This is a genomic window from Xylanibacillus composti (genome assembly GCF_018403685.1).
Lineage (GTDB): Bacteria > Bacillota > Bacilli > Paenibacillales > K13 > Xylanibacillus > Xylanibacillus composti.
In genome coordinates this window covers 1-26,666 of sequence record NZ_BOVK01000027.1, presented here as the reverse complement: position 1 = coordinate 26,666, position 26,666 = coordinate 1, and the positions used below count along the sequence as shown (strand labels likewise).

30 protein-coding genes are annotated in these 26,666 nt (G+C 57.1%); 29 read left to right on the top strand and 1 reads right to left on the bottom strand.

The features are described 5' to 3' along the window. The first annotated feature begins 152 nt into the window (after positions 1 to 152). The 10 genes from XYCOK13_RS10720 to XYCOK13_RS10675 all read left to right on the top strand — a co-directional run bounded on the left by XYCOK13_RS10720 (position 153) and on the right by XYCOK13_RS10675 (position 8,149). Entirely contained in the window at positions 153 to 1,673 is a 1,521-nt protein-coding gene (locus XYCOK13_RS10720; RefSeq protein WP_213412148.1) for a class I adenylate-forming enzyme family protein, read from the top strand. Further along, on the top strand, positions 1,642 to 1,890 hold the full coding sequence (locus tag XYCOK13_RS10715) for an acyl carrier protein (RefSeq protein ID WP_213412147.1): 249 nt from the start codon (positions 1,642 to 1,644) through the stop codon (positions 1,888 to 1,890). The genes XYCOK13_RS10720 and XYCOK13_RS10715 overlap by 32 nt, the downstream gene beginning before the upstream one ends. Next, positions 1,887 to 2,606 (top strand): winged helix-turn-helix domain-containing protein, encoded by a 720-nt coding sequence (locus XYCOK13_RS10710; protein ID WP_213412146.1) that lies wholly within the window; start codon positions 1,887 to 1,889, stop codon positions 2,604 to 2,606. Before XYCOK13_RS10715 ends, XYCOK13_RS10710 begins: the two co-directional genes overlap by 4 nt. Positions 2,607 to 2,737: 131 nt before the next feature. Beyond that, entirely contained in the window at positions 2,738 to 3,577 is an 840-nt protein-coding gene (locus XYCOK13_RS10705; RefSeq protein WP_213412145.1) for a phytanoyl-CoA dioxygenase family protein, read from the top strand. Continuing rightward, the gene (gene acpS / locus XYCOK13_RS10700; protein WP_244865112.1) at positions 3,567 to 4,034 is read left to right on the top strand and encodes a holo-ACP synthase; all 468 of its coding nucleotides are present in this window, start codon (positions 3,567 to 3,569) and stop codon (positions 4,032 to 4,034) included. Before XYCOK13_RS10705 ends, acpS begins: the two co-directional genes overlap by 11 nt. After that, positions 4,031 to 5,086 carry a hypothetical protein gene (locus XYCOK13_RS10695; RefSeq protein WP_213412144.1) on the top strand — a complete coding sequence of 352 codons (1,056 nt, stop codon included), beginning with the start codon at positions 4,031 to 4,033 and terminating at the stop codon, positions 5,084 to 5,086. Before acpS ends, XYCOK13_RS10695 begins: the two co-directional genes overlap by 4 nt. A gap of 5 nt (positions 5,087 to 5,091) precedes the next feature. Continuing rightward, the gene (locus XYCOK13_RS10690) at positions 5,092 to 5,337 is read left to right on the top strand and encodes an acyl carrier protein (protein WP_213412143.1); all 246 of its coding nucleotides are present in this window, start codon (positions 5,092 to 5,094) and stop codon (positions 5,335 to 5,337) included. A 126-nt stretch (positions 5,338 to 5,463) separates the two neighbouring features. Continuing rightward, positions 5,464 to 5,982, top strand: coding sequence for a hypothetical protein (locus XYCOK13_RS10685; RefSeq protein ID WP_213412142.1), 519 nt, complete (start codon positions 5,464 to 5,466; stop codon positions 5,980 to 5,982). Between the two features lie 78 nt (positions 5,983 to 6,060). Continuing rightward, complete coding sequence (locus tag XYCOK13_RS10680) at positions 6,061 to 7,239, top strand: NAD(P)/FAD-dependent oxidoreductase (RefSeq protein ID WP_213412141.1); 1,179 nt, start codon at positions 6,061 to 6,063, stop codon at positions 7,237 to 7,239. Beyond that, positions 7,232 to 8,149: a PDZ domain-containing protein gene (locus tag XYCOK13_RS10675; protein ID WP_213412140.1), complete on the top strand. Its 918-nt coding sequence runs from the start codon at positions 7,232 to 7,234 to the stop codon at positions 8,147 to 8,149. Before XYCOK13_RS10680 ends, XYCOK13_RS10675 begins: the two co-directional genes overlap by 8 nt. On the opposite strand, the gene XYCOK13_RS10670 is transcribed toward XYCOK13_RS10675, so the two are convergent. Then, positions 8,134 to 8,985, bottom strand: a complete 852-nt coding sequence (locus XYCOK13_RS10670; RefSeq protein ID WP_213412139.1) for a PDZ domain-containing protein — start codon at positions 8,983 to 8,985, stop codon at positions 8,134 to 8,136. The two genes, XYCOK13_RS10675 and XYCOK13_RS10670, sit on opposite strands and share 16 nt — an antisense overlap. 154 nt (positions 8,986 to 9,139) lie before the next feature. Here XYCOK13_RS10670 and XYCOK13_RS10665 point away from each other — a divergent pair, with 154 nt between their 5' ends. From XYCOK13_RS10665 to XYCOK13_RS10575, 19 genes are all read left to right on the top strand, one after another. Next, a complete protein-coding gene (locus tag XYCOK13_RS10665) occupies positions 9,140 to 9,385 on the top strand; it encodes an acyl carrier protein (protein ID WP_213412138.1) in 246 nt (81 codons plus the stop codon). Beyond that, positions 9,378 to 10,301: a glycosyltransferase family 2 protein gene (locus tag XYCOK13_RS10660; protein ID WP_213412137.1), complete on the top strand. Its 924-nt coding sequence runs from the start codon at positions 9,378 to 9,380 to the stop codon at positions 10,299 to 10,301. The genes XYCOK13_RS10665 and XYCOK13_RS10660 overlap by 8 nt, the downstream gene beginning before the upstream one ends. Before the next feature lie 16 nt (positions 10,302 to 10,317). Then, entirely contained in the window at positions 10,318 to 10,758 is a 441-nt protein-coding gene (locus tag XYCOK13_RS10655; protein ID WP_213412136.1) for a FabA-like domain protein, read from the top strand. Further along, positions 10,755 to 11,186, top strand: a complete 432-nt coding sequence (locus XYCOK13_RS10650) for a 3-hydroxyacyl-ACP dehydratase FabZ family protein (protein WP_213412135.1) — start codon at positions 10,755 to 10,757, stop codon at positions 11,184 to 11,186. The genes XYCOK13_RS10655 and XYCOK13_RS10650 overlap by 4 nt, the downstream gene beginning before the upstream one ends. After that, positions 11,164 to 11,985, top strand: a complete 822-nt coding sequence (locus XYCOK13_RS10645) for an alpha/beta hydrolase (protein WP_213412134.1) — start codon at positions 11,164 to 11,166, stop codon at positions 11,983 to 11,985. The genes XYCOK13_RS10650 and XYCOK13_RS10645 overlap by 23 nt, the downstream gene beginning before the upstream one ends. A 2-nt stretch (positions 11,986 to 11,987) precedes the next feature. Beyond that, the gene (locus tag XYCOK13_RS10640; RefSeq protein WP_213412133.1) at positions 11,988 to 13,835 is read left to right on the top strand and encodes an alpha/beta fold hydrolase; all 1,848 of its coding nucleotides are present in this window, start codon (positions 11,988 to 11,990) and stop codon (positions 13,833 to 13,835) included. Then, a complete protein-coding gene (locus XYCOK13_RS10635; RefSeq protein ID WP_213412132.1) occupies positions 13,832 to 14,962 on the top strand; it encodes an aminopeptidase in 1,131 nt (376 codons plus the stop codon). The genes XYCOK13_RS10640 and XYCOK13_RS10635 overlap by 4 nt, the downstream gene beginning before the upstream one ends. 109 nt (positions 14,963 to 15,071) lie before the next feature. Then, positions 15,072 to 16,217: a glycosyltransferase gene (locus XYCOK13_RS10630; RefSeq protein WP_213412131.1), complete on the top strand. Its 1,146-nt coding sequence runs from the start codon at positions 15,072 to 15,074 to the stop codon at positions 16,215 to 16,217. A 6-nt stretch (positions 16,218 to 16,223) separates the two neighbouring features. Then, positions 16,224 to 16,466 (top strand): acyl carrier protein, encoded by a 243-nt coding sequence (locus XYCOK13_RS10625; RefSeq protein WP_213412130.1) that lies wholly within the window; start codon positions 16,224 to 16,226, stop codon positions 16,464 to 16,466. Further along, complete coding sequence (locus XYCOK13_RS10620; protein WP_213412129.1) at positions 16,463 to 17,482, top strand: 3-oxoacyl-[acyl-carrier-protein] synthase III C-terminal domain-containing protein; 1,020 nt, start codon at positions 16,463 to 16,465, stop codon at positions 17,480 to 17,482. The genes XYCOK13_RS10625 and XYCOK13_RS10620 overlap by 4 nt, the downstream gene beginning before the upstream one ends. Then, positions 17,379 to 18,263 carry a hypothetical protein gene (locus XYCOK13_RS10615; RefSeq protein WP_213412128.1) on the top strand — a complete coding sequence of 295 codons (885 nt, stop codon included), beginning with the start codon at positions 17,379 to 17,381 and terminating at the stop codon, positions 18,261 to 18,263. Before XYCOK13_RS10620 ends, XYCOK13_RS10615 begins: the two co-directional genes overlap by 104 nt. Beyond that, the gene (locus tag XYCOK13_RS10610) at positions 18,260 to 19,642 is read left to right on the top strand and encodes an ATP-grasp domain-containing protein (protein WP_213412127.1); all 1,383 of its coding nucleotides are present in this window, start codon (positions 18,260 to 18,262) and stop codon (positions 19,640 to 19,642) included. The genes XYCOK13_RS10615 and XYCOK13_RS10610 overlap by 4 nt, the downstream gene beginning before the upstream one ends. A gap of 14 nt (positions 19,643 to 19,656) precedes the next feature. Then, positions 19,657 to 20,910 carry an alanine racemase gene (locus XYCOK13_RS10605; protein ID WP_213412126.1) on the top strand — a complete coding sequence of 418 codons (1,254 nt, stop codon included), beginning with the start codon at positions 19,657 to 19,659 and terminating at the stop codon, positions 20,908 to 20,910. Between the two features lie 97 nt (positions 20,911 to 21,007). Further along, positions 21,008 to 21,568, top strand: coding sequence for an FAD-dependent oxidoreductase (locus XYCOK13_RS10600; RefSeq protein ID WP_213412125.1), 561 nt, complete (start codon positions 21,008 to 21,010; stop codon positions 21,566 to 21,568). Between the two features lie 23 nt (positions 21,569 to 21,591). Further along, positions 21,592 to 22,428 (top strand): phytanoyl-CoA dioxygenase family protein, encoded by an 837-nt coding sequence (locus XYCOK13_RS10595; protein WP_213412124.1) that lies wholly within the window; start codon positions 21,592 to 21,594, stop codon positions 22,426 to 22,428. 12 nt (positions 22,429 to 22,440) lie between these two features. Then, positions 22,441 to 23,853 (top strand): class I adenylate-forming enzyme family protein, encoded by a 1,413-nt coding sequence (locus XYCOK13_RS10590; RefSeq protein WP_213412123.1) that lies wholly within the window; start codon positions 22,441 to 22,443, stop codon positions 23,851 to 23,853. A 145-nt stretch (positions 23,854 to 23,998) separates the two neighbouring features. Continuing rightward, positions 23,999 to 24,739, top strand: a complete 741-nt coding sequence (locus XYCOK13_RS10585) for a class I SAM-dependent methyltransferase (RefSeq protein WP_213412122.1) — start codon at positions 23,999 to 24,001, stop codon at positions 24,737 to 24,739. Positions 24,740 to 24,752: 13 nt separating this feature from the next. Continuing rightward, positions 24,753 to 25,124, top strand: a complete 372-nt coding sequence (locus tag XYCOK13_RS10580; RefSeq protein WP_213412121.1) for a cupin domain-containing protein — start codon at positions 24,753 to 24,755, stop codon at positions 25,122 to 25,124. An 11-nt stretch (positions 25,125 to 25,135) separates the two neighbouring features. Continuing rightward, a complete protein-coding gene (locus XYCOK13_RS10575) occupies positions 25,136 to 26,197 on the top strand; it encodes a class I SAM-dependent methyltransferase (protein WP_244865116.1) in 1,062 nt (353 codons plus the stop codon). Positions 26,198 to 26,666 lie beyond the last annotated feature (469 nt).

The following is a 26,666-nucleotide window of genomic DNA, read 5'->3' as shown; positions in this document are numbered from 1 at the left end:
GCCCTCCCGAATTGTACATGAACAGAGCGTGCACAGCGCGTAAATCGCATGTGAAAGCGGAAGTGCAACCGTCGGCCCCCAGGAAAGCCGAGCCCATACGGTTCTTCCGTTCTATAATGTGGGGCAACGGTCAAACGGAAGGGGAGGATTGGATGGGACAGCTGCTTGCCATGCTGGAGGAGGCAGCCGATTTGGATGGACACCGACTTGCGGTCGCGGAGGGCAATGCCCGCATCACTTACGAGGAATTGGCACAACAGATCAGACGGCTGACAGCCGAGCTCCAACGCGGCCGACCAAGCGTGTATGGGCTCGTCATGGATCAAACCTTGCCGTCCGTATTGCTGCTGCTCGCGCTGCTCGAGTCTGGGCATGCGGTTCTCCCTGTGGATGATTTGCTGACACCTTCCGAATTACAGCGAATCGGTCTTGTTGGCCAGGTACAGGGATGGGTCGTGCCGGACAGGCAAACAAGCCTTGGCGCGCAGGGCGAGCGTGAGGAGGAACAGCGGATTCCGTACAGCCGCTTCTTTCGGGATGAGACGGCTTATGCTGGAACCGGAACGGCTATACCGGACAGAGAGCAAGGGACAGACGGCTCAAATCCGAGGGGGCACGCATCATGCCGGTTGAACAGCATGAACAACAGCGGACATTCGCCGATTCTGTATCAGCTTACGTCCGGCACGACCGGCGAGCCGAAGCTGGCTCGGCTTGCATGGCGAACAGTGCTGCGAGAGGGCAGCGTGTACAGCGATTGGTTTGGCTACCATGCGGCCGACATTGTGGTGCTGACAGCTCCGCTAAACCATTTGTACGGGCTGTCCGCCGGTTTATTCGCCTCCTTGTGCGCCCGCAGCACGCTGGTCATCTGCCGCCGCCCGACACCGCGCAAGGCGATTCGGCTAGTTCACGACTGCGGGGCGACGATTTTGATTGGCGTGCCCCAGTTTTATCAATTAATGAGCGACGTTCACCAGCCGGCTCAGGCGGACAGACGGCAGATGCGGTTTGCCGTCTCGGCTGGCGGTCCCTTGCCCCTTGAGCTGCCTCGCGCTTATGAAAAAAAATGGGGTCACAGGCTGCTGCAGGTATATGGAAGCACGGAGACCGGGGCCGTTGCGGCGCAGCATCCGGCCCGCACTTACGAGGCGGCTTGCACAGGCGAACTGCTGCCGGGGGTACGGGCATGGATTCATGAGGAGCAACGGCTCGTCGTACAGAGTCCCAGCCTATTCTCCGGGTACGTGACAGCTGGCGGCGAAGAAAATCCAATCACGGACGGCTCGTATGTGACGGATGATCTGGCAGTACTCTCGCAGGGGCGTGTGTATTTGCAGGGAAGGCTGCCCAAGTTTATCAATGTTGCAGGTCGGAAGGTGAACCCGCGGGAAGTGGAGGAGGCTTGCCGGGATATGCCGGGAATTTCTGAAGTCAGCGTATATGGCAAGCCCGATCAGCTGCACGGCGAGATCATCGTTGCCCGGATTGCGGCAGACAAGTCTCTGTCCATTCGGGAAATCAAAGCGTACTTGCGCCGACATCTGGCTGACTATAAGGTGCCGCACTTGATTGAGCGTGCAGAACGGCTCGCCCGCACGTGGAAAGAACGGTATGCGGTGGAAGAGGAGGGAGCAGAGGATGGATCGAACTGCGATAGAGCGAACTATTAAGCAGCTGTTGGAAGGCCATCAGATCCAACTGGATTTGGCAAGCGGGGAGGAGCCGTTGGCGGCTTGCGGATTGTCCTCCCTCTCCTGGCTGCGCTTGATGATCGACATGGAGAATGCGTTCCAGATTGAGCTGGTTTTGTCGGAAGCCTGGGAAGAGAACGTACCGACTTTGAAGGAGCTTGTCCACTATGTGGAAAGCGAGCTTGGCAAGCGATGAACGAGCAGGCTTCAGGCAAGGAACGCACGTGGGTGGCAGTCGTTGACAAGAGTCAAGACAAGGGCGCTGTGGTGCCGAACCGTCTGCCCCTTCCTCTGCAGCGGGTTCACGTATACGGACTGAAGGATGTGCTCCTGCTCTGCAGGCAGGGCTGCCCGGTAGGGTGGGTTGTCTGGCAGATGCGCAGTGTGTCGGACTATGACCGCGAATGCTGCACGGAGTTGGCCCGGTCTTACCCTGACATTCCGATCTTTGGCCTTCTGCATGAAGCTGTCACAGAAGAGGATTGTCACGATCTGGAGCAGCTGGAGAATTTGTGCCTGCTTGTGCAGCAGGAATCCATCTGGTTCACGGTACAGCACCTCGCAGCCGCGCATGCTTGGCCTCCCGATCGGGACATCCTGTTGCAGCCAGGTATCGTATACAAGCCCGGGCAGCGCAGTGTGCAGCTGCATGACAGGCAGGTTGCATTGACTGAGAAGGAACAGGCTGTGCTGGATTATTTGTGGACCCGCCGTGGACAATACGTTCCGACGGAGGAACTCATTGCCGCTGTATGGGATGAGTACACGGCCTCGGATGCAGTACGCCAATACATCTACAGGCTGCGCAAAAAGCTGGACGCCCCGGATTTGATGCAAAGCCTCATCACACATGTTCCGGGGAGCGGCTACAGGCTGTCGGCTGCTCCCCATGAATCATGCGGCGGGACTTAGGCGTGGACCGAGGAGAGCAGGGAGTGAGGCTGGCAGAAGCAGTTTTTCGTGACAGCGGCAAGGAAAGCCGAGGCAAACGGAGGTCGATTCAATAGACTTTGGATAAACCATCCGTATGGGGGGGAATCGCCATGACCAAAATCGTATCGGCGGAGGATCGCCGATTTTTTGAAGAGAACGGCTACGTCGTCCTTCGCCATTGGGTTTCTGCTGAAGATGCGCAACAAATCAACCAGGAATTTCACAAGCTTTGGATGGATCTGATTCGGGAAGGCACGATTGTCCAAGAGGAGGACCGCCCGCTGGAGAGCGTGTTTCCGAGGCTGCGCGACTATCACTTCACCCGACCGGAGATCGCCGGCCTGATCCTGTCGGATGATATGTTCGCTGCTGCGGAAGCGCTGCTTGGCGAGCCGGCGCTTGCCATCTCCACGAGCTACTATTTCAAGGGACCCGGGACTCGGGGACTTCCCGCTCACCAGGACAATTACAGTGTGGGGGCGGCGCCAAAGACCACATGCTCGCTGTGGACATGCCTCAGCGCATCTCAGCCGCGGAACGGCGGCTTGTATGTGGTGCCGGGCTCGCACAAGCTCGGTTTGCTGGAGCCGGAGCCAATTGAGGAAAGCGAGGCGGAGTACGGGGAGAAGCTGAGTTTGCCGGAGGGCTATGAGAAGCTGCCGCTGGAGACAAATCCGGGAGATGTTGTCGCCCTGCACGGGAATTTGGTGCATGGTTCTTACGCGAATGTGACGAAGAACAGGTTTCGCCAAGCGCATGTGACCCACTTTACAGGAACCAGTGCGGAGCGGGTGGCGCTGAATCACCATGCACTCCTGGACCGCAGCGGCAGCAAGGTGCGCAGAAGGCTGAACGTCCGGCCCAAAGCGGGGAATCCTACGCTGAAGAAGGCGGTTTGGAGCGGAGTCGGCGGCAGCAAGCCGTGGGAAGGAAGCCAAGATGTCGAGTAGGATTCCTATGCAGGAAGTCAGCATGGCGTGCAAGACAATTCCGAAGCAGCTCTCTGTTGTCGGCATTGGGATTGACATGCAGAGTATAGAACAGCTGAGGCAGGCGCTCGAGCGCCAGGGGGAGCGAATGATCGCCAAGGTGTTCACGGCGCAGGAGCGCGAATATTGCCTGAGTCATGCCAATGCCGCACAGCACTTCGCAGCAAGATGGGCAGTCAAAGAGGCGTTCTATAAGGCGATGAGCGGAGAACTGAGCATACCGTATCGGTTTGTAGACGTAGAGACACGCCGGACTGCGCATGGCAAGCCCTATCTCTTCTTGTACGGAGCTCTTCATGAGCATGCGGTACGCCATCGCTTGGACTTTCATATCAGCTTGTCCCACTCCGGGGAATATGCGGCAGGAATCGTGCTTGTTACCAGGCCAGCGGAACCGGGAAAGGAGCTGGCGACATGAAGGCGAGACAGCTGCCGATCCATCCGAATCCCGGTTTGGAGACGGAATGCTATCATAATTTCCGGTTGAGCATCATTATGGCCGACCCGATGCGGACGCCTTGGTGCTATGGACATTTCGTCAATCTTCAGATCAAGTCGAAGGAGAACATGATGTTTCCTTTTGTGCGCTTTGAGGAGCATTTGGATGTGTATGCCGGCATGCTTCGAGAGGAGCCGCTGGATTACGGCGGCAAGGGGGTGCTGGCGGCTATTCGCGGGGCGCTCGATCAAGGTCATTATGTCATGATGTATTTCAACTGGTCTCGCCTGCCGTGTTCCAATTTTTACCGAGGCCCGGATTTGGTTCACGATGCGATCATTTATGGCTACGATGACGAGCGCCAACAACTCGATTTGCTCGCATTCGAAATTAACGGCAAATCTTATGGCAGGACAAGGATTGCGTATGCGGTCTGCGAGAAGGAATTCGCGCATGTTGCAGAGGAGCATCTGCATGCGAACAGATGGTTCGCTTATTACGGCTTTCCTCTTTCGCGCATTTGCCTGGAGCCTGCTGCCATGTTCACGCATAACTGGAGGAGCCTGTACTTCTCCCTGGAACGGGGGAATATTCAACCTCGCGGGGAAAAGGACGATGTGTTCTCCAACGGATTTCCGGTCAATGTCTATATGGCCGATTACTTCGCGAGAACAGCCAAGAGCCGGGATATAGATCCGAGAGAATACGGAATCTGGAACATTGTCGTGACCAAGATGCTCCAGCACAAGAAATGGATGCTGCGCAGGCTTGCATACATGCAGGATAGGGAAGCCGGTCCGGATCGACGCCTGTTGCAAAAGAGCATGGATCTCTACGAACAGGCCAAGCAGCTGCTTATGCGCGTCCGCATGGACTCGCTGCTGTTTCAGAAGACGACGAACTCCAGGCATCTGGCGGAGATTAGCGAAAACTTTCACGCCATATACGAAAAGGAAAAGCGCGCGGTCCCCCTGCTGATGGAGTACTTGGTGGAAGCCAGGCTGGATCTCCGCTATCGGGAAGGCAGGTGACGGATATGAAAAAGGAAGAAGCGATCGAGCAAATTATTGCATGCCTGGAGGATATCGTGCCCGCGCAAGTTCAAGTCGACCGCAGTACAGACTTGCTCAAGCTGGGGATTAATTCCATGACTTTTATTCGCCTCGTAGTGGCTCTGGAAGAAACGTTCGAAATCGAAATCGATGATGAATCCATCTATCTGGACAACTTCAAGAGCGTGGAGCACATTTATCAGCTTGTCGAGCCGTATGTGGCGGGATAGCGGGCTGCCGAACAGCGCACAAAACAACGAAAGATCAGGAAAGGAAAAGCTGAGAGATTCGGGCGCAGTCATGAGAAGATAGAATTACCCCCGGGAGGCAAACTCAATTTTCAGGAGGTAATAGCTATGAAAACAGCGCTCAAAAAACTTTCCATGACATTGGAAAACTCGAACAGTAAGACGTATCTGGAATTGGCAGACGGCCGTGTGGAAGAGCTGCAGTTCACGCAGGCGCAGCCGACGCACTTCACGGTTAATGATTCCGAGTTCAGCCTGAAGTCCGGCGTTACGGTAGATCTCGAGATTATGAACGTGGACTTGGTTGCAACCTCCAAGGAAATCTGGCCTGGACAAGAAATCCGCGTGCGCGGCGGCGTGCATGGACAAGGCGCTCCGATGAAAGCCAGCGCAACGATCCCGTTCAAAAAGACCATCACTGACGGTGTTCAAGGCGAGTCCTACCTGTACTGGGTAATGGAAACTCCGGAGGGCACGTTCCACAACAAGAAGCCGATCCACATGAAAGGAACGCTGAAGGGCCTTCCTCCGAAGGATGCAACTTTCTACTCCGAGAGCGTTGTGCCTCTGTTCGACGAGCAAGACAATCAAGTGGGCCAAATTTACGGCTGCTTGCAATCCAACTAATCGAAGTCCAATCAGGCAAGAGGGAAGGGCCATCTCGTATGGCTCTTCTTTTTCAAGCTGAGCCATGGGAGAGCTGCCATGTACGATTTCATTATTGTCGGAGCACGGTGCGCGGGGGCGGCAACAGCCTTGCTGCTTGCCGAACACGGCTTCCGCATCCTGGTCATGGATCAATTCGCAAAGCCGGGGCCAACCTTGTCAACCCATATCATTGGCGAGACGGAAATATACGACAAGCTGCGCGTGCATGAACGCATGAGTTCAAGCGGCATTCCGGCAATGACGCGCATGCGCATCGATCTGGAGGGCCGGGTATTCGAGTCTGGCATTACAGTTACCTCCAGGGCGCTGAGCGTCCGGCGAGAGCTTCTGGATCAATGGTTGTTTGAGGAGCTGGGCCGATTCCCGAATATAGAAATATGGACGAGAACGAAGGCAGTTTCGACGGTATCCTTGAAGCAGCGTGTCATCGGTGTACGATTCAAGCACCAAAGCGGCAGACAGGATGCCGTATACGGGAAGGTCATCATCGGAGCGGACGGCCGCCGCTCCGCCATCGCCCGGGCTGTACAACCCGCGCGGCTGCTCGGCTCAAGCGAGAACCACTTGGCCGTCTATTATGCGTATATCCGCGGCCTGCAGCCGCTGCCGATTCCAACGGTGGAATGGTATTGGCTCGATCAAGGGATCATGCTGTGCAACCCGTTGGATCAAGGTCTGCATTGCATTGCGGTCATGCTCCCGGAGCAGCAGTTCCGCGAATGGGGGCAGGCGCCCGCCGCGAACTTCTTGAAGCTGCTGAGAAAGATCGCCACGTTCGCGCCGAGAATGGACAATGCCGTGATTCACGGCCGTCTGTACGGTACGGCGGGCATAGAAAGCTATATACGCAAGCCTTATGGCGAGAAATGGGCGCTTGTCGGAGACGCGGGCGCGCATCTGCATCCGGTCTCCGGAACAGGCATCGATAATGCCGTGTGCTCGGCTGCCATGCTGGCAACAGAGCTGGCTAAGTACAGGAAGGGAGCATGCACTTGGCAGGAGGCGATGCAGGCTTATACCAGGCAACGGGATGAACGTATCATTCCCCAGTACCACAACTGCTTGCGCACCTTGGAGCGCTCGACGCAAACAATCGAAGCGGAGTCGCTCCAGACACTTGGAGTGCTCTGCACATTTCCCGGACTTGTCAAGGAGCTCGGTCATCGCGCACCGGGGATTTATTCTAAATTAATGGAGGGTCCCACTTATGATTGAATGTCCATTGGATCGATCGATTAACGTCACATACCTGGAGGCGCCTTTGGAGCGAGTGTGGTGGTCTGTCGCCACACCGTCCGGCACCAATTCGTACTTAACCTTCTATGCCAAGACATCCGGCATTGACGGCGAACCGAAAGCAGGCGACTGCTATACGCTGAACTATGGAGACATCAATAACGAAACGAGGGTTGTCTCCTGTGAGCCGATGAAGCAGATTACGCTGTCCGACCGCTATGAATCGATGGATCCGGACGGGCAGCTGCAGCAATATTTGGTGCAAACTACGTACCGTCTGTCGCAGGAAGGACCTTTTGTCAAGCTGGAGCTGGAAGTAGCCGGCTTCCAGCCCACCACCCACGGACAATGGTTCCGCGAATGCCTCGAGATGGGGTGGCGCCGATCACTGATGAATTTGAAATCTGTGCTGGAGCTTGGTTTGGATTTGCGCACGGAGCTGTTCAGCTTTCCCCGAATGGGAGTCGTCAACTGTACGGTTAACGAGGAGCAGAGCAGGGAGACAGGCGTGTCGCCCGGACAAGGCAACTACTTGCTGGAAGTATTCCCGGGAAGTCCGGCCGATCAGGCGGGGCTGCGCAAAGGGGACGTCATCGTAGCCATTGGGGATGCTCCGACAAGGAATTACAGGGAGTTCGTCCGTACCGTTTCTACCTATTACGGGAAGAAAGCAAAGCCGCCTGTTCTGTATGTCCGTGATGGTCGGAAGCTGAATACCGAGGTCGCGTTTTCGATTGAAGATACATTTACGGGCTTGATTGATATTGAGGAGACATCATTTGAAGCGGAGCGGCGCAAGCGTGAGCTGCTAGCTCGACAGCGCTCCGCATCCGGACAGATGTGGAAGGACAGCAAGCAATCCGCAGCGGCGGATCACGAGTCAGACTGACCGTGATCCGCTTTGCGGTTAAGGATGGCGGCGATACGTTCCTCTGTCGGCTGCACCAGCCCGGTCAACAGCGGATCTGAGGACAGGGTGACCGCAGTATGATAGATTCGGCCATCCCGTGCATACGTAATTGGAACAGCTTGATGTTTCCGGAAGGACATGGCCAGCGCTTTGACAAAATCGTGGTATGTCGGGACGGGCTCTCCGCTGAGCGCCAGCACGAGGTCCCCCTTGCACAGCCCCGCCCTGGCTGCGGGGCTGTCCGGGAATACCTCCAGCAGCACATTGCCGCCAACCGTATCCGGATTGTACCCTTGCTCCGCTACTTGCTCCATGCTGGCAGTGCAATTGCAAACCCCTAGCCGCGGATAGCCGAATATGTCATATCGAAGATCAAGACCGAGCTCAACAACATGCTTCAAGTTGAAAAGCGACTGCCTCCAGCCAAGCTCGCCGCATTCACGCAGCCACTGCATCCACACGTTGTCCTCCTCGTAGCTTTCCGCTACAGCCGTAACCTTCGTCATCCATTGTTCTTCCTCCAACAAAAATGTGGTGGTTAGTTCATACTCCAGATAGCTGCCGTCGGCGAGCATGGCGCGGAAACGGTCGCGCAGGCAGAAGCGGCGCGGCGGCTCGCAGGCCAGGCAGACCGCATCATTGATCATGTCGCCTATGATAATGCGGACTTGGTCTCCTTCCTGGATGGTGCTGCCGGCGACAATCACTTCATCCGTCAAGTAGGCGTTCATGCCTGCAGGTGTGGCCAGATACGGCCATATTTCACTCGCTGATGCTTCAATATGCATGACAGCTTTCGCTTGTGTGCGATGCATGCGATCCTCCCCTTTCCTTCTTCCCCTAATTATTGTAGAGAGCGCTTGTTGGTTTCTAGGCTAATGCCAACCGATTGCTGCCAAGCGAAGCAGAGTAATCGAAAGGGACCGCCCCCTATAATGTGATCAGGATTGATCGAGAGGGAGGCATACCATGGACATACAAAATGAAGTGCTGCGGTTGCTTAGCCAGGAGGGCTGCGGCGTTCTTCCCCGAGAACAGATCGAGACAGAGTGTGCGTTGCTGGACATCGGCTTCGATTCGCTGCGTTATATGGAATTCGTGGTGCTGTTGGAGGAATCTCTGCACATTACCGTTCCAGACAGCATGCTGGAAATCCGGGCAGAAATGAAGGTAGCGGACATTATCCGCATGGCGAGTGAAGCTGGACATGCGTAGCGTCGATGTCATACTTCCCGTCTACAATCAGGCGCTTCCGCTTGAATTGACGCTGGAAGGGTTTGCAAGGCAAACGCTGCCGCGCGAGCAGTTCACGCTCGTCATCGTCGACGACGGTTCCACGGAGCAAATCAAGCTGGTTGCGCAGCGCTTCTCCAAGTCGCTTCCGGTCCGCTACATTCGTCTCGGGCGCAGCGGCAGAGCCGCTGCAAGAAATGCCGGCGTTCGGGCCGGAAGCGGCGATCTGCTCGTATTTTGCGATGCGGACCGGATTCCGCGCCCCCGATTTTTGGAGGCGCATCTGAACAGAGCAAGGCATGGCAGCGAGGCGATTGTAACCGGTCAAGTCCGGGAGATGTACGTGACAGACTTGGCTGCCAACCGGATGAAGGCCAGGCAGCAGGCCATACAAGAGCGCCATGACCGCATTCCCCAGTATTGCCAGCTCATGTATCGGTTGTTCGATGAGCATGGCGCCGCCGCTTCGCCGATTGCATGGGCGGCTGCGCTGTCCGGAAATCTCTCCGTATCTCGAACGGTTTTCGAGCAGATCGGCGGATTTGATGAAGGCTTCAAGGAATGGGGCTTCGAGCATTTCGAATTCGGATACAGGGGATTCAGGCTTGGCCAGTCGTTCGGCTACGAGCCGCAGGCTGTCAATGTGCATCTGGCGCATGCGCGGGACCGCAACGCCTATATCGAGCATATGCGGGCCAGCCATGCGTATTTTTTGCACAAGCACCCAGGGCCGGCGGTGGAGAAGCTGCTGGACTTTATGCTGGGCTACATTAGCCTGGCCCAGTTCGAGGAATATGCGGCTGAAGGCAGGTTATCTTGCATGGCGGAGGGGACGCAGCGCGCACGAGGAGAGGGACGCGGCAAGCGCGACGGCTATGTACGCATCCAGAACTTCTAGGAAAGAGGGTAGGGAGATGGATAAGGACGAACCGCGCATATTGGATCTGCTCCCGCAGCAATATCCGTTCCGCTTTATTGATCAGGTGCCCCTTTACAAGCCGGGGAAGCGGATGCAGGCTTCGTTCGATCCAGCTGCGCTGCGGACTTGTCTGGGAGGGGGAGCAGCGATTCCGGTCAGTGTGCTGATCGAAGGTCTGGCTCAGACAGCCGTTCTGCTGACCCAGCTGGAAACCCGCCCGCTTGGACCGGGAGAGATGCCGCTGCTTGGAAAAGTGCGTGCAAGCATTAAGGAACAGGCGGTATGGGATAGATTGGTCTATTACGAGTTGGCGCCGGAGCGCATCTGGCAGCGGCAGGCCGTATTCTCCGGCAGCGTGCAGGATGAGGATGGCCGTCCGCTAGTTACGGCCACGCTTCTGGTGGCCATTGCAGACAAGGGAAGTGATCCAAAATGAGGGCTGAGCGCATTTTGCCCTACGCCAAGCCGTGGATACTGATCGATCAGGTGACGGAGCTGAAGGGCGGCACGCAGGCGGTTGCCGTGAAGCAAATCAGCAGCAGCGACTTTTATTTGCAAGGGCACTTTCCCGCACACAGTATTTATCCGGGTATGCTGCTGTTGGAGGGCATTAGGCAGACGATTGCATGCGTCTTTTTGCAAGAAGGAACTGCCGCTGTATGGAAGGAAAGCGAAGTCAGCTCACGCTTTATGCACCCTGTGGAGCCGGGAGACAGTGTGAAGTATGTGGTCATCCGCCGGCCGTCAGGCATGCATGCTGCACAGTTTGACGGCGAGGGTTGGGTTGGAGACAACAAGGTGATACAGGCGAGGATCGCATACCGCAAGGAGGAGGAAGCAAATGAAGCCAACGCGCGGCAATGAGCACTTTATCGAGCTGGAGGACAACGAAGGACGCTTGGCAGGCGTGCTGCACCTGCCCAAGCAGGCTGCCGGTCCAAGTCCGGCAGTGGTGTATTGCCCAGGCAAAAATGGAGAGCGATACGAGGTTCATCGGCTTGCGGTCAAATTTGCCCGCAGACTTGCAGAGAAGGGAATCGCTTTTCTCCGTTACGATTATTACGGCATGGGATTAAGCGACGGACACTATTACGAGGTGACCACTTCAACGAAGGTGTCCAACGCCAGGCGTGCTTACGCATTCGCGTCAGCGCGTCCGGAAATTGATAAAGCGCGCATCGCCTTTCTGGGGTTTAGCGACGGCGCAAGAATCGCGCTTATGGCTGCGAATCGGACAGATGCCGACTGCCTGCTTCTCTGGAGCCCGCTGTTCTATGAGTTTGGCGGCAAGTACTTGGGACCGCGCCCCAGGTTTGCAAGGCACGAACGCGATCCGCAACAGCTGGTTGTGCCATGGGCCGGCCTCTGGGTTGGCATTGACTTCTTCAAGGATTTGCAGCAGGCCAACTTGGCGCACGAGCTTTCCTCGTACCGCGGCCATTCCCTGCTTATCTATGGCGACAACGATCCATTAATTCGGGAGGAGCTGGACAGGGAGCACACGGACCGACATGCGATCTATTCGGATGTGCCGGAACACCAGGTGACTGTCGTTGCCAATGCCGGCCATCTGTTTACTTCCGTAGCGCTGGAAGAGCAGTTGATGGCGCGCTCTGTCCGGTGGCTGGAGGCGCAATGGCACGAGAAGGGCGGGGAGGGATAACGATGTGGAAGCAAGTGAGGTTCGGGTCGGACCAGACAATGGCCGGCATAGTGGAATGGCCCGATCATGCCGGGCTGCCCGCCACGCTGCTGGTCAGCCTTCCGGGACTTGGTCAGGCGATGAGCGAAAAAAATTACTTTTTCTCGAATCTGCGCAAGCGATTGGCCGAGGAAGGCCAATGGTGCGTACAGTTTGACTATCGCGGCAGCGGAGACAGCGAAGGTGAGTTGAGGCAGGCGACAATCGCCTCCATGGTGCAGGATGCAGTGGAGGTGTTGGATGAGGCGACGAAGGAGCACAAGCCGGCGAAGGTATATCTGGCCGGCCATGCGCTAGGCGCGGTCATCGCGCAGAGGGCGGCATTGGACTGGGAAGGGAGAACCGGAATTCCTTGCATTCCCATCCTTATTTCACCTCCGCTTGCCAAGCTTCCGGCGGCGCGAGACATCGTGCCTGCTTCGGCTTACGACATGCTGGAGCGGAATGGCTGGCTGGACAGCAAGGAGTTGTTCCCCGGCGACGATTATTACACCTTAAGTGACTTCGATCCGCAAGTATACGCCTATGTGACGACGCTTGGCGCGCATTTGCTCTATTTGCATGGCCAGTGCATCGGCAAGGAGCTGCTGGACGAGCTGGATGCGCTGGATCCGATTGCGCTGTACAACGAGAATGTACACGGTGTTTTCCTGCTTTGCGGCGAACAGGATGAGCCAAGCTGGCAGCAGGCGCGGAAGATCGAACGAGCGACCCTCGCTGCCTTTCGGCACGGCACACATTTTTACCGGCATCCGGCTGCAATGGATGAAGCGATACAAGCTATCCGCGACATCGTTATTCCGAATGGCTGCAGCAAGTGCGGGAAGTGCTGTTGTGCCGCTGCCCGCAGGCAGACGCTGGCAGAGAGGCTGCGCGCACAGGATAAAGTCGATTGGCGTTTTCCCGATGAATTTGGGCTGAGCGAGCGAAATATGGATTGTCTGCAGCTGTCCATTCTGGAGGTGTTGAAGTGGAAGGGGGAATCCAACCCGATCCCGATCTTCCTCAACGCCTTCGACTGCAAGTCGGAAGGCCTGCTGCTGCGCCGCAGCTTGCCCGTGCTGCACCGGGGCTGGAAGCTTATAGAATATCCGCGGCTCGACCGGGAACGCATGCAGCACCTATTGCGCTCGCTGCTTGACGGAGAAGGCTATGCGCTCGTGCATTACAAGGCGTTTCATGCGCCGTTCTCCTCCTATTACCACAAGCATGATGTCGTCCATTGGGCGTTGGTGATCGATTATGACGAGGACTATGTGCACATGGTGGATGACGCCGGCAGCGAAGCCTCCTTCCAAGGCTGCTTGGGCAAGGTGCCGAACGCTCTGTTCTTCGATACGTTGGCTGCTGCGGGAAACGGCGGTATGGCGATTCTGCAGCAGTCAACCAGCAGCGTGGAGGAGGGCGGGCATATTGCCGGATTGCTACGAAAGTCGGTCAGTCAGATGGAGGCAGGGCTTGCAAGCTTGTCTGCATTTGTTGATCGGGTTGCAGAGACGCCTGCTGCAGCGCTAGCGGAGAAGCTCCCGATGCTGGAATTTGATATTCATTATTACCGCAGGCTGCGGGAGCTGTGGAAGACAGCCGCCGAGCGGCGAGTCATTCCGGACGAGCTGCTGCAGGATGATTTGCCGGAAGCGCTGCATCAGGTGTGCGAAGCATGGTCTTTTGTAATGGGAGTGCTCATGAAATGGAAGCGCCTGCCGCAGCGGGACTTCCGGGACAAGCTGATCTCCCTGCTTCGCGAGGCTGTGCGGGCAGAAGGACGTTTGCAGCAGGCATTCGCCAGAGCGGGGGAGGGAAGGGCATGAACGCCAGTATCCATGCCGGGATGAGAAGGCTGGCCCGCACGGTTATCCGCCACTCCCTGCGGCTGGAGAAGGGCCAGCGTGTGCTGATCGATGTAACCGGTCAAGCCGACGCTATGGTCGAGGCACTGCTGGAAGCTGCCCGTGATGCAGGGGCCGAGGCCTATCTTCAGCAAGTCCCGATTCGCTACTTGAAGCAGCTGATATTGGGGAGCAGCACAGAGCAGCTCAAGCGGTTGACCGCACTCAGTCTGGAGCAAATGAGCGGGATGGACGCCTATATCGGCATCCGCTCGGATGATAATGTGTACGAGCTGCAGGATTTGCCCGATGCGCGGTATGAGCAATATGTGAAGACCTATGCGCAACCGAAGCAAGCGGCTATGGCCGGCCTGCCCAAATGGGTGCTGTTGCGCAATCCTACCTCTGCACTCGCGCAATTGGCGCGAATGAGTGACGCCGCCTTCTTCGATATATACGAGCGCGCTTGCACTCTCAATTATCTGAAATGGGCGAATCGTGTACGGCCGCTCGCTGCGCTGCTGGAGAAGGCAAAGCATGTACGCATTGTCGGGCCAGGGCCAACAGACCTGCAATTCTCCATTCAAGGGATGCCGGCTTTTGTGTGCGACGGAAGATACAACCTGCCGGATGGAGAAATCTTTACAGCTCCCGTCCCGGAATCGGTGGAAGGACAGATCCAATTTAATGTGACTACGGACTATTTGGGACATCTGTATGACGAAGTGTATATGGAATTCGAACGCGGACGGGTGACGAAGGCAAGATGTCCGCAGCAAGAGCAGCTGGAGCAGCTGGAGCAGCTGCTGCAGCAGGACGACGGGGCTTCCCGTGTCGGGGAATTCGGTATTGGTTTGAATCCCTATGTGATACGGCCGATGAACAACTTGCTGTTTGATGAGAAGATGCAGGGGAGCGTTCACTTGGCCTTGGGCCAGGCTTATCCGATGGCAGACAACGGCAACCGATCCTCTCTGCATCTGGACTTTGTCTTGTGCCAGACGGAAGCGTTCGGAGGCGGCGAGCTTTACCTGGACGGTGTGTTGGTTCGCAGCAATGGACGCTTCACGCTGCCCGAGCTGTCCGGCATGGACAACCTGCCTGACTAGGTTGAACGATAGGCTGCTTCGAGGAAATCGAGTGAAAGTCTCTTCCGATTGTTGAAGTTCAATATAAAGTCCCGCATCACTATATGCGTATTTTCAAGGGAGGGATTACATGGCTCGGATTGCCGTAGTCAGTCAGTGGCTGCTTGGGCATATCGTGCCGGCCCTGGGCATTGGGGCAGAGCTGGCCCGAAGGGGGCATGAAGTCTCGATGCTTGCCGCAGCGCCATTCCGCGCCTTGATTGAGCAGGCAGGACTGAAGCATGTCGAGATCGTCTGCGGGAAGTACCCGCATAAATTTATGGAGGCGGCTTTGAACGAGATCGATGCCCTGTTCGCATCCATGCAACCGGACCTCGTCCTGTGCGACTCCGCGCTCAGCGCGCCGGCTTACGCCGCAGAGAAGCGGGGGTTGCCGTGGGTGAGCTATCAAACGGCCGTCTATATACCGGACGAGCAGGTGCCGGGCGTGCAGCGGGTCAATGAACGACTGCGGGCTATGTACCGGGATGAATTGAACGCTCTCAGGCAACAGCATGGTCTTCCTCCTCTTGCGGATGAAGTGCGCACGAGAGGGGACTTCGCTGGATTATCCGCTGACCTGCATCTGATGCTTTTCCTGGAGGAGTTGCTGCCGGGCCCGGTCGAGCTGCCGCGGGGCTCGCGAATCGTCGGTCCATGTACGTTCGAGCCGGAATCGGCCATACCGCTTGCTAGGCCGGCACGCAGCACCGAATTGCCGAATATAATTGTCTGCACCTCATCGGCTGACAAGCCTGGCTATACAGAGAAGACGAGATGTTACCTGGAGCACGCACTGGCTGCTTTCCCGGAGGGATCGGCACAGCTGTACATGGCGGCAGATGCGGGCATTGTCGATCTGGCTGGCGGCTTTGGCGCTCATGTGAGGTGGGTTGGCTCGCATCCCAACCACCACCTGTTATTTCCGTACGCTGATGTGATTGTGACGCATGGCGGATGCGGCACTCTGCAGAAGGCGATTCGCCACGGTGTGCCGACGATTATCATTCCGCTCGGCAGCGACCATATTCGCTTGGCCGAGCGGTGTGCGGAATTGGGAATCGCTAAGGTGATGAGCTTGGAAGCGATAAATGCGGAAAGCTTGCGCCGTGCGGTACAGCAAGCGCTTGCGGATCAGCAGATGAAGCAAAGCATTGCCCGCTTGTCAGGAAAAGTAGATGAACAAAATTCCAACCGTCGTGCGGCGGACGAAATCGAAAAACGATTGTTGAGGTGAGCGTGTATGGTATCGAAAGAGCAACTGATTGAAGTCGTTAAGCGCGTGTGCGGAAAGGAAGAGGTAGAAGCAGAGAGCGCGTTCGAAACACTGGGTATGGATTCCACCAACATTGTAGAAGTGCTGATTGAGCTTGAGATGGTGCTGGATATGGACATTTTGGACGCAAATGTCAACCTGTACGAAATGGTTACGGTAGCGGATATGTACAATTACCTGGCTTCGTTGACGTCTGCAGCGGAAGGATGAGCGAGATGCGAATCGGCGGCGCTTCGGTTTATTGTCCGCGAGGCCGCCTGACAGCAGAAGCGTGGCTCGGGCAAGGGCAGCTCTCGCATGAAGAGTACGAGCAGCTGAAGCAGGCAGGCATCCGCAGTGTGGCCGTAGACGACGAGACGCCTGCTCCCCGCATGATGGAGCGAGTGATGGAACAGCTTCTCGTTAAGCACCGCCTGCCGCCCGAGCGGATCAAGTATGTGCTTGTCCCTTATTTGTATTATTCGTTCCCGTGGACGATGAACGTGTTCGCTGCTATGCGCGAGCGGTTCGGGCTGGAACAAGCGCTGTGTTTTTCCGTGCGTGATCTGCTCTGCTCGAATGTGCTCATGGCCATGCATATCGGCAGCAAGCTGCTGGAGCGATTCGCGGGACCTGATGACCTCGCTGTGGTGCTGGCCGTGGAGAAATGCCTGCTGCCCGATCAACGCTTCGGCGGCGGCCATTTCATTACCGGAGATGGCGCCGCCGCTGTCTTTATCGGATCAGGTCCGCGGGGCGACAAGCTCCTTGCTTTTCGCAGCGCGGCGGATCTCCGCACGCTGCAGCAGGGCAAGATGAGGGACGGCCGGGATGAAGTTCCCGATTATTTCTATTATGTCAATCTGGTCAAGACAATCCGATTCGTCTTGTCAGAGGCACAGCTGGAAATCGAAGACATTCGGCTGATTATCCCCAATAATATTGCCGTCGAAACCTGGACGTTGCTCGCCAAGCTGATGAAGATTGAACGGGACCGCATTTATACGGAAGGGCTTGCTGATTCCGGTCATATCAACAATTGCGATCTGTTGCACAATTGGCAACGGATCGGCGCTGAGGGCCTGCTTGCCGCCGGGGACTATTATTTGTTGCTTACCTTGGGCAGCGGGGGGGTGATTTGCTGTGCGGTTTGTCAGAGAGACAGAGCTGTTCCTGACACAGCCAGCGGTGCTCAGGAACTATGCGCGGAGGGAGCCGAGGCCTTCCAGGGAAGCGAACGTCTATAACCGGATTGCCGAGCAATACTCCCTCTTGCTGGCCCAGACAGGCTGGGAGGAGCGGACGGTATTTGCGGATGAGCCGTGCGCTTGCATTCATGAGCTGGACAGCCCGATACAACCGGGACAACTGCCCGCGCATTTCGTCTGCTGTTATGCCTCCCATCCGCTGACGGAGAAGATTAATGCAGCCTTATACATGCTGAAACAATTGAATCTTGCCGGAACGCAGCCGGTTTCATTCAGTGATGCCGGATGGCTCAGCCCGCTAATTGCCCTGCACTGGGCAGATGCAGTACAGCAGGCGGCCTGCGTAGTCTGCATGGAGCAACTGACGCCCTACCGGGACAGGCAGCTTGCCGCTTCCGGCGCTTACCCGCTGGCAGAAGCGCTGGCGCTTGCCTGCATAACCCCGGATATCGGGGATTGGCGAATATGCGGCTATGCGATTGAGCAGCAGAGCGCGGAGGAATCTTCCCGCGGGCCGGACGCGCTGGTTCAGAAGGCCGTGCAGCTGGCGAAAGAGATGCTGAGCGCAGGCCGAGCAAGCGCCGCTCATACCATCGTCGTGCCGCAAATGGTGGATGAACCGTTTGTTTCCGGGATGCGTCATGCTTTTCCGAAGACGTTCCTGAAGCGGCAGGCGGTGAATCAGGGAACCGCTGATTTGTGGTACGCCCTAGCCGAGCTTCAACTGGCGAAGACAGGGAAATCAGAGATCCTGCTTGTCTATGCGGACAGGAAGCATGGGACAGGCTGTATGCTGCTGCGAAAGGAGAATGCAAGATGACAAAATGGCGCGAGGCATGGATGGAAGCCTTGCATATCGATTCGCAACGGGGCCGGCTTGCCTGGCTTGGCAATTTCGAGGTGGAGCAGGACTGGCGAAGCAAGGACGTGATTGGGCTGCCGGGCGTGCCGAGCGTCACGCAAGCGCCGTTGGCTCTATCCGAGCTGGCGCTGCTCTTGGCAGCACCTGAAGATCTGGTGCTGCTCCCGAGCGAGCCTGACGATTCCTTCCTTTCCTATTTGCTCTCCCTTGGATGGCGCTCCCCCGCTATTTTCGCCCCTGAGTCCAAGTCGCTCTCTTCCAACGAGTCGCTTACTTGCCAGCTGCTCGCCGCTACTTCCTCCGGCGCTCCCTCTGCGGTTCGTCGCTGGGCAGAAGCGGGGGACGGCTTCCTGCTTCCTCATGGCGTGTCGGTATGGGAGGAAGCGCTGGCTGAAGATTGGCACATTCCGCTTGCGGCGCCGCGCACCTCTGTAACTCGCGAGGTGAACAGCAAGCTGTTTAGCCGGGAGCTCTGTGAACAGCTGGGTATTCCGCAGGTGCCGGGACGAACGGTTCGTACGCTGAGCGAGCTGGAATCGGCCTTCGCGGAGCTGGCTCCGCACTTGGCGGAGGGTCCGCTTGTATTGAAGGAAGGCATGGGCGTGTCGGGCAAAGGAATGCTGCGCATAGACAGCGCCGCCAAGTTTCAGCAAGTGCTGCGCATGCTGCGTCAATCAGCGGTGAGACAGGGGACGGAACATACGGAATTCGTGCTGGAGCAATGGATCGATAATGCACAGGACCTGAATGTGCAATTTCTAGTAAGCCGGGACGGCCAGGTGCGGCAGGTGACGATTCTGACTGCGCTTGTGCAGAATGGGACGCATCTCGGGCATATGTCTCCGCATCAGCTGACAGCGTCGGCAGAAGAGCGTGTACGAGCGTATGCCGAGCAGATTGGGCAAGCGCTGCATGCGCACGGCTACTACGGTCTGGTCGGTCTGGATGCGATGATCGGGAGGGACGGAAAGCTGTATCCCTGCATCGAGATCAACGCGCGGCTCAACATGTCCACCTACCATACCCGCCTGCTGCAGGATTGGGCGCCGGCGGGCAAGCATGCGCTCATCCGCCCCTTTTCTTTTTCCAAGCAAGCGCCGCTGGCTTTCGTCCAGATTCAACAAGCGCTGCAGGCGAAGCTCTACCGTGTTGATTCCGGCCATGGCGTCATCCTTTGTGCGTATGCGCCAGTCAACTCCAGCGATCCGCATGGGCGCCGGGGCAAATTGTACACGACCATGATCGGCGATTCCGCCGAGGAATGTCTGCAGCTGGAGCGATTCTGCCGCCAGCAGCTGCAGCAGATAGGAGGCATCGGCCTGAAGGTTGATGTTTGAAGGGGGTCATGATAGTGGGGATTTCGGAGCAAGTTTTGCCAATTGACCTGTATCAGCGGCTTGGAGAGCAGTATGGCACTCCGCTTTATGTATACGATATGGCTGTCATCGAACAGCGTGTTGCCGACCTGCGGCAATGCCTGCATCCGAATGTGCGTCTCTTTTACTCTATGAAAGCTAATCCGAATCCATCCGTAGTCCGTGCGATTTATCGGCATGGCGTGTACAGCGAAATTTGCTCGCCGCTGGAATTGGAGATCGCCCTGTCTGCCGGAATAGTGCCTGCGCATATTCTCTATCTGGGTCCAGGGAAAAGCGCGGCTGAGCTGGAGCGCTTGGTGGCGCTTGGCGTTCGCTATCTGATCGTAGAATCGATTCAGGAGATTGCTCTTGTGCAGAAGATTGCGGGTAAGCGGGGCATGGTGGCAGAAGTTGGCTTGCGCATCAATCCGCGCGAGACAGTGCGCGGCGCGCGGCTGAAGATGGGAGGAGCGGCGCGTCAGTTCGGCATAGATGAAGACCAGCTGCCGGAAGTGCTTGCAGCGGCGCGCGCCATGTCCTGCGTTCGTGTCGTCGGTCTGCACGGCTACTTGGGTACGCGCATCCTCCAAGCCGATACGATTGCCGCCAATGTGCGCTGCATGCTGGAGGCCGCCGACCGCCTGCTGGCAGGCGGCCTGTCGGAACTGCGCTATGTCGGGGTCGGCGGCGGCTTCGGCATTCCGTATCATTCGGGAGAATCGCGCCTGGATCTCGAAGCGGTCGCTCTGCGCACCCGGCCTTTGTTCGATTCATTCCTGCGCCGGTACCCGGACGTAGAAGTATTGGCAGAATCCGGCCGATTTCTTGTTGCGGAAGCCGGGAGCTATCTGGTTCGCGTGCGCTATACGAAGCGATCGCAAGGAGTCGAGTTCGCGATAGCGGACGGCGGCGTCCATCAGTTCGCGGCAGCCGGAGGAGCAGGCAGTCTCGTCAAGCGGAATTATCCGATCGAAGCGCTTGTCTGCGGCAGAGGGGAGCAGCGCATGTATCATATTTCAGGACCGCTCTGTTCGCCCGATGACTTAATCGGACGAGGGGTGGAGCTGCCTGTCTTGCAGCCGGGCGATCTGTTGGCGGTGAGGCAAGCCGGCGCTTACGGACTCACTTTCAGTCCGGTTCTATTCCTGAGCCACCCGCTTCCGCGCGAGGTGATGCTGGCGAACGGCCAGGCGGTTCTAGTCCGGGACATAGACGAATACGGCCTTCCTGCTGTGCGAGAGTTGTGACAAGAGAACCCTATCTTTGCGGCAACAGAGGTCGAGTGTTCGGGCGCCTGCTTCTGTACGATGAAGGTAATCGTCCGATAAAGGAGTGTTGGCAACGATGTATGATGTGCTGATTATAGGGGCAGGGCCGGCAGGGGCAAGCGCCGGCATATTCATGGCTAGGGCCAAGAAAAAAGTGCTCATTCTGGATAATGACAAAAGCGGAACGAAGAAGGCGTGGGCAGCCAATCATTATGCGGTGATGGGCATCACAGGTTACGACGTGTTCGAAACAGGCAAGAGGCAGGCCGAGAAATACGGGGCCGAGGTGAAGCTCGCCGAGGTCAGCGCTGTTGAGCGCAGTGAGAGCGGTTTTCGCGTGACGGCGTGCGCTGAGGTGTACGAAAGTGCAGCCGTCATCTTGGCGACTGGAGCCGCGAAGGGATTGGCTCGGCAGATGGGGCTTCAAATGAAGCCGGGCAAGGAAGAGGGCGGCCCGGAAGTGATCGCCGTGGATGAAGAGGGACGGACCAGCATGAAGGGGGTATGGGCAGCTGGCATCTGCACCGGACAGAGCATGCATATCTCCATTACGTCAGGTGACGGGGCGCGCGTGGCGATCAATCTGCTGAGCGAGTGGAACGGCAGGCAGTATGTTGATCACGATATGATGTGCTGAACGGAAAAGAGGAGGGATTACCGATGGAGCAAGGCGCATGGACGAAGGAGCAGAAGGAGCAGTTCGAGAAGGACGGGTACCTGATCGTGAAAGGCTTGTACAGCCCGGAAGAAGTGCAGCGTCTGAACGATATGTACTGGGAGATTTGGAAGAAACTTATGGCGCAGGGGAAGATCATTCAGGCCCCGAACCGTCCATTCGACAGTCTGTTTCCCCGGCTTCGGGATTACCAGCTTGGACATGAAGGCATACAGGATTTCATCTTCCAGCCGCAGGCTATTGCCCTGCTTGAAGGCTTGATTCAGGAGGAAGTGCTGGCTGTTCAGACGAGTTACTACTTTAAGGCTCCCGGCGCCAAGGGACTGCCGCTGCATCAGGACAACTACAGTCTCGGGGCATCGCCGGACACCACTTACGCCATATGGGTAAGCCTCGATTCTTCGGGCCGTGACAATGGCGGGCTGCAGGTCGTCCCCGGGTCGCATGTATTTGATATTGTACAGCCGGACGTTGTGCCAGAGAGTGTGAATGTGTACGGCAAGCAAATCCCGGTGCCTGAAGGGTATGAGAGCATCGAGCTGACCACCGAGGCGGGCGATGCGGTGTTTTTCAACGGCAACATCCTGCACGGTTCTTCAGACAACAACTCGGAAGACAAGTTCCGCAGGGCGATCGTGACACACTATGCGCGCGTGAGTGTCGAGAAGATTACGTTGAACTACAATTACTTGATTCAGAAGGACCGCAAAAAAACCAGACGCAGGCTGAACGCTCATCCGCGTGTCGTGGAGACGAAGGAAAACTTGTTCGAGTTCCACGAAGCCAAGTATTACGACCAAATCATTCACCGCGATTTTTGAGGAGGGACCGGCATGGATACGGAGCAGTTCCTTACCGTGCTGTCCGGCCATTCCGGTGCATGCTTCCTTTTTCCTTCAGGCGATGCAGCAGCTTATGAATCGCTCACGCAGGCGATAGCCTGGAATGTGGAACGTCTCCGCGAGAGCGGGTACGGCAGCCGCGGCGGGAAGCAGCAGGTCATCGCCTGCCAGATTTCGCTGGGCTGGCGAGCTGTTCCTGTGCTGCTGGCGGCTATGCAGTGCCGGGTTACAGTCGTGCCGGTCGATTCTTTCCGCAACCCGCAGCTTACCCGAAAAGCGTTGGAGGAAATTGGCCCGGAGCTGGTCATTGCACAGGCTCATGTAGATCAGACTGGCAGGCTGCAGGCCTTGCCAACCGTGTTCCCGAAGCGTCGCAGCTCCCTGCAGGATGTCGCGCTCATTCTCTATACGTCAGGCACGTCGGGTTTTCCGAAGGGCGTCATGCTGACTTACCGCAACCTCTGGAGCAATATGGAGGACATTCTGCGCTGCTTCCCGCTAGGGGCGGAGGATCGCCTGCTGCTGCTTCGTCCGCTTGTCCATGCCTCCGCGATCACTGGCGAGCTGCTTCCTGCATTGTATTGCGGCGCAGCAATCGCGGTCAAGCCCGATGAGCTGACGCCGCTCGGCGCAGTGCGCGAGCTGGCTGCACAGCGTATCACGGTATGCTGCATGACGCCTACCGTCGCTTCGAGCCTGGCCCACTTCGCTCCGCGCTGCGATATGTCCACGGTGCAGCAGCTGGTGCTGAGCGGCGAACCGCTGCGCAAGCTGCAGAAGGAAAGGATTAGGGCGGCTTTTCCCGGCGCGCGGATCGGCAATGCCTACGGCTTAACGGAGGCTTCGCCGCGCGTAAGCTGCAAGCTGCAGCTGGCGGACGATGATCCGGTCGAATGCGTCGGCGCTCCGTTGGCCCGGGTCGACATCCGCATTGTAGACGGGCAGGGAAACCCGGTATCGCCCGGCTGCCGCGGGATGCTGACCGTTTCCGGGCCGAATGTGATGAAGGGCTATTTCGGCGACGCGGCAGCTACGGCAGTCAAGCTGGATCAGGGCTGGTTGAAGACAGGCGATATCGCAAGCTGGCGCGAAGGCGAGCTGTTCGTTTATGGCAGGGCCGATGACCTGATCATCCGGGGCGGGGTCAATGTCCACCCTGCGGAGCTGGAGCAGGTGTTGTTGGAAGTGGAGGGCGTTCGGGAAGCGCTTGCCTTCGGACATATGGAAGACAGCGGCGTCAAGATACATGCCTGGGTCACTGCTGATCCCGAGCTGGATCGGCATGAAGTGCTGCGCCGCATTGTGCAGAATCAGCAGGATACGAGATTGTGGCCAGATGTGATCGAGGTGAAGCGGGAGCTGCCCAAAACCGCCTCGGGCAAGGTGATGCGTCCCAGAGGTTAGTACGGGGGAGGCCCCCTGGTGAAGCGGGCGGCAGTGAAGGCGATGAAGTTGAGGGTTGTGTCAAGGTAAGAAATTTCTGGCTGCTTACGGAAGCGCGTGCCCAATTGCCGGCAGCCAAGCGGCTATGGGAGGAGGAGATGCAGGGATGGGGGAGTCGTGGAATCAATTTTTTGGAGCGGACTATTTGTCCTTTTCCGAGGTGATCCTGTCTCCGGAGCGGACGGCCTATGAGCTGGAGGCGATCATGCAGCGCCTTAAGCTGTCCTCGGGGATGCGTGTGCTGGATTTGGGATGCGGACAGGGACGGATGAGCATTGCGCTGGCGAAACAAGGGATGGAGGTGGTCGGCTATGACGGCTCTGCGGCTTTGCTGGAGGAAGCCAGGCGAAGGGCGGAGGAACAAGGCGCCAATGTCGGATTCGTTCTGGGAGATATGCGCGAGCTGCAGAGTGAAGACGAGTTCGACGCGATCATTAATATCGGTACGGCCTTCGGTTACATCGAGGATGAGGAGGGCGACCGGGAAATATTGCGCAGGGTATATCGGGCTTTGAAGCCGGGCGGGCATTTTTTGCAGGACACAGAAAACCGGGATTTCAAGCTGCGTCAGCTGTACAATACTTGGGAGAAAATGAATGGGCGGCTCGTGTTCTCCAGACGCGCATTCCATCACCATACCGGCAGATGGACGGAAGAACTGAATTGGTACACAGAGGGCGATCGCGAGCATGCGCTGTTGGATTTGCGCTTGTACACGGCGACCGAGCTTGTCCGGATGACAGAGGCAGCTGGCCTCCAGGTTCGAGAGCTCCACGGCGGTTTCGACTTGTCGCCATTCAGCCTGTCCAGTCCGCGCTTGGTCATTGTATCTGAAAAATGCCGTTAGGGGGAGGAAAACGATGGACAAGCAGCACGTGATTATTGAGAAGGCACGCATGCAGTGGGAAAAGGGGATCTATGCCGATACGGAGATGTGCTATTTGTGGAGCGATGACTCTACCGGAAGACGATGCTTTCTGCTGAAGATGCATCCGGGTTCGTCGATTCCGATGCATGATCATCCATACCGGGAAATAGCAATCGTCACCGAAGGGGAGGTTCGCCTTAACGAGGACGTGATGCGTGCGGGCGATTTTCTCACTGCCGGCTTGGGCGAGTCCCATGACGTGTATACCGATACAGGATGTGTCATGTTTATTTATGTCGACTTTGATGTAACCGAGTACAAGCTTGTTCCGCTAGAGGACGAGCAAGCGCAGCGGGGGCGGTAATGGTGAGGGAGATGCAGGTTTCCAGCGGGTTGTTCGATCGCGTCTATCATGCGGTGTATGACGATGTATCCGGCTATACGGCCGAAGCGATCGCGACCTGCCTGCAAAACGGCGGACTCGACTTTCAGCAGGGTTTTACCCTGGAGGAGGCCTGGAGCGGGCTGCGCTGCTTGCCGGATTTCCAGCTGCATGTCGAGTGGGCGCTGTTTTTCCTGCGGCAGCAAGGCTACTTGGTCCAGCGGGGCGGCTGCTGGCTCGGCGCGCAGCGCAAGCGCTATGCGTTCGGCGACGGCCGGAATGTGCAAATCCAGCCTTCCCTGAACCTGATTGACTATGTTGCAGCCCATTGGCTGGATGTGATTCAGGGCCGGTCGAACAGTCTGCATGTGCTGTTCGGTCCGGAAGGTGCCCCGTTGTGGGAGCATTATTTCAGCAATAGCCATGATTTATACGCGGTACATAATCAATGGGCTGCGGAGTGCTTGGCTGACCGCATGAAGGCAGATCAAGCGCAGGCGCCGGAGGTGTTGGAGCTGGGCACCGGATACGGCTCCGCCTCGATGGCGCTGCTGGCTGAATGCATGCTGCGCGCGCAACCGGTCGGACGATGCGTCTTGACCGATATTAGCGCCGCACTGGCGAACAGGGCAAGGAAACGGCTGGCCGCATCGTACCCGGCTGCTCGATTGGACGCAGGCAAGCTTGACCTGAATGCGGACTATCCGGATTGGGCGGAAGCGTTTGACTACATCTTCGCCGTCAATGTGGCGCACTGCGCGCAAGATATCGTGGCTGCTCTGAACCGGCTGCGCAGCTGCCTGAAGCCCGGCGGCACCTTGCTGCTGTCGGAATGCATGCGCCAGGATCACACCCGTTTGCTCCACCAAGAGTTCATCTTCTCGCTGCTTCCGAACTTTGCCCCGATCCGCAGGGGGGACAGCGATGCGCCATGCTTTGGCTTCTGGAGCGGTGCGGATTGGCACGCATTTATGGAATCGGCGGGCTATCGCTCGATCCAGGTGATAGAGAATGAGGGACGGCAAATATTGGGCGGCTTGATTATCGGGAGCTGATTGGGTTTGTTTGCTGCAGAGCGCCTGTATGCGGGGTTCGGGGGTCATACTTGGAAGTTTCGGGTCAGCAATAGGGAGGGAATAGAGTTCGATTCAACATAGCGTTGGAAGGACCGATTCGACGGCGCGGGCGCAAAGTGTTCGTGGTTTGCGGGTGCGAGTAAGTGTAGAGGTTAGTGATTCGATAGACGGTAGTGGCAATGTGTTCGAGTTCTGTGGAGGGTAGCAGAACGGAAGTGGCAGGTACATGTGCGCGTGAACAGTAAAGGGTGAAGTCATTTGATTTTCTAACTGCAGTTAATGGCAGAAATTTCGGTAGAAGAAATAACGGAAATTCTTGTATTTATTTTGTGATATTTGCGATGACGGCAGCATTAGCGGACATTCGTGGTTTTATTGACGCAGTTACATGGACGAGTAGGCAGAAGGGACCGGAATAAGCCCACTTTTTCCACTAGCCTTGCATCAA

Bases quoted from the DNA above. Each gene is read 5' to 3' on its own strand.
- XYCOK13_RS10720 (WP_213412148.1), top strand. From the start codon at position 153: ATGGGACAGCTGCTTGCCATGCTGGAGGAGGCAGCCGATTTGGATGGA.
- XYCOK13_RS10715 (WP_213412147.1), top strand. From the start codon at position 1,642: ATGGATCGAACTGCGATAGAGCGAACTATTAAGCAGCTGTTGGAAGGC.
- XYCOK13_RS10710 (WP_213412146.1), top strand. From the start codon at position 1,887: ATGAACGAGCAGGCTTCAGGCAAGGAACGCACGTGGGTGGCAGTCGTT.
- XYCOK13_RS10705 (WP_213412145.1), top strand. From the start codon at position 2,738: ATGACCAAAATCGTATCGGCGGAGGATCGCCGATTTTTTGAAGAGAAC.
- acpS (WP_244865112.1), top strand. From the start codon at position 3,567: ATGTCGAGTAGGATTCCTATGCAGGAAGTCAGCATGGCGTGCAAGACA.
- XYCOK13_RS10695 (WP_213412144.1), top strand. From the start codon at position 4,031: ATGAAGGCGAGACAGCTGCCGATCCATCCGAATCCCGGTTTGGAGACG.
- XYCOK13_RS10690 (WP_213412143.1), top strand. From the start codon at position 5,092: ATGAAAAAGGAAGAAGCGATCGAGCAAATTATTGCATGCCTGGAGGAT.
- XYCOK13_RS10685 (WP_213412142.1), top strand. From the start codon at position 5,464: ATGAAAACAGCGCTCAAAAAACTTTCCATGACATTGGAAAACTCGAAC.
- XYCOK13_RS10680 (WP_213412141.1), top strand. From the start codon at position 6,061: ATGTACGATTTCATTATTGTCGGAGCACGGTGCGCGGGGGCGGCAACA.
- XYCOK13_RS10675 (WP_213412140.1), top strand. From the start codon at position 7,232: ATGATTGAATGTCCATTGGATCGATCGATTAACGTCACATACCTGGAG.
- XYCOK13_RS10670 (WP_213412139.1), bottom strand. From the start codon at position 8,985: ATGCATCGCACACAAGCGAAAGCTGTCATGCATATTGAAGCATCAGCG.
- XYCOK13_RS10665 (WP_213412138.1), top strand. From the start codon at position 9,140: ATGGACATACAAAATGAAGTGCTGCGGTTGCTTAGCCAGGAGGGCTGC.
- XYCOK13_RS10660 (WP_213412137.1), top strand. From the start codon at position 9,378: ATGCGTAGCGTCGATGTCATACTTCCCGTCTACAATCAGGCGCTTCCG.
- XYCOK13_RS10655 (WP_213412136.1), top strand. From the start codon at position 10,318: ATGGATAAGGACGAACCGCGCATATTGGATCTGCTCCCGCAGCAATAT.
- XYCOK13_RS10650 (WP_213412135.1), top strand. From the start codon at position 10,755: ATGAGGGCTGAGCGCATTTTGCCCTACGCCAAGCCGTGGATACTGATC.
- XYCOK13_RS10645 (WP_213412134.1), top strand. From the start codon at position 11,164: ATGAAGCCAACGCGCGGCAATGAGCACTTTATCGAGCTGGAGGACAAC.
- XYCOK13_RS10640 (WP_213412133.1), top strand. From the start codon at position 11,988: ATGTGGAAGCAAGTGAGGTTCGGGTCGGACCAGACAATGGCCGGCATA.
- XYCOK13_RS10635 (WP_213412132.1), top strand. From the start codon at position 13,832: ATGAACGCCAGTATCCATGCCGGGATGAGAAGGCTGGCCCGCACGGTT.
- XYCOK13_RS10630 (WP_213412131.1), top strand. From the start codon at position 15,072: ATGGCTCGGATTGCCGTAGTCAGTCAGTGGCTGCTTGGGCATATCGTG.
- XYCOK13_RS10625 (WP_213412130.1), top strand. From the start codon at position 16,224: ATGGTATCGAAAGAGCAACTGATTGAAGTCGTTAAGCGCGTGTGCGGA.
- XYCOK13_RS10620 (WP_213412129.1), top strand. From the start codon at position 16,463: ATGAGCGAGATGCGAATCGGCGGCGCTTCGGTTTATTGTCCGCGAGGC.
- XYCOK13_RS10610 (WP_213412127.1), top strand. From the start codon at position 18,260: ATGACAAAATGGCGCGAGGCATGGATGGAAGCCTTGCATATCGATTCG.
- XYCOK13_RS10600 (WP_213412125.1), top strand. From the start codon at position 21,008: ATGTATGATGTGCTGATTATAGGGGCAGGGCCGGCAGGGGCAAGCGCC.
- XYCOK13_RS10595 (WP_213412124.1), top strand. From the start codon at position 21,592: ATGGAGCAAGGCGCATGGACGAAGGAGCAGAAGGAGCAGTTCGAGAAG.
- XYCOK13_RS10590 (WP_213412123.1), top strand. From the start codon at position 22,441: ATGGATACGGAGCAGTTCCTTACCGTGCTGTCCGGCCATTCCGGTGCA.
- XYCOK13_RS10585 (WP_213412122.1), top strand. From the start codon at position 23,999: ATGGGGGAGTCGTGGAATCAATTTTTTGGAGCGGACTATTTGTCCTTT.
- XYCOK13_RS10580 (WP_213412121.1), top strand. From the start codon at position 24,753: ATGGACAAGCAGCACGTGATTATTGAGAAGGCACGCATGCAGTGGGAA.
- XYCOK13_RS10575 (WP_244865116.1), top strand. From the start codon at position 25,136: ATGCAGGTTTCCAGCGGGTTGTTCGATCGCGTCTATCATGCGGTGTAT.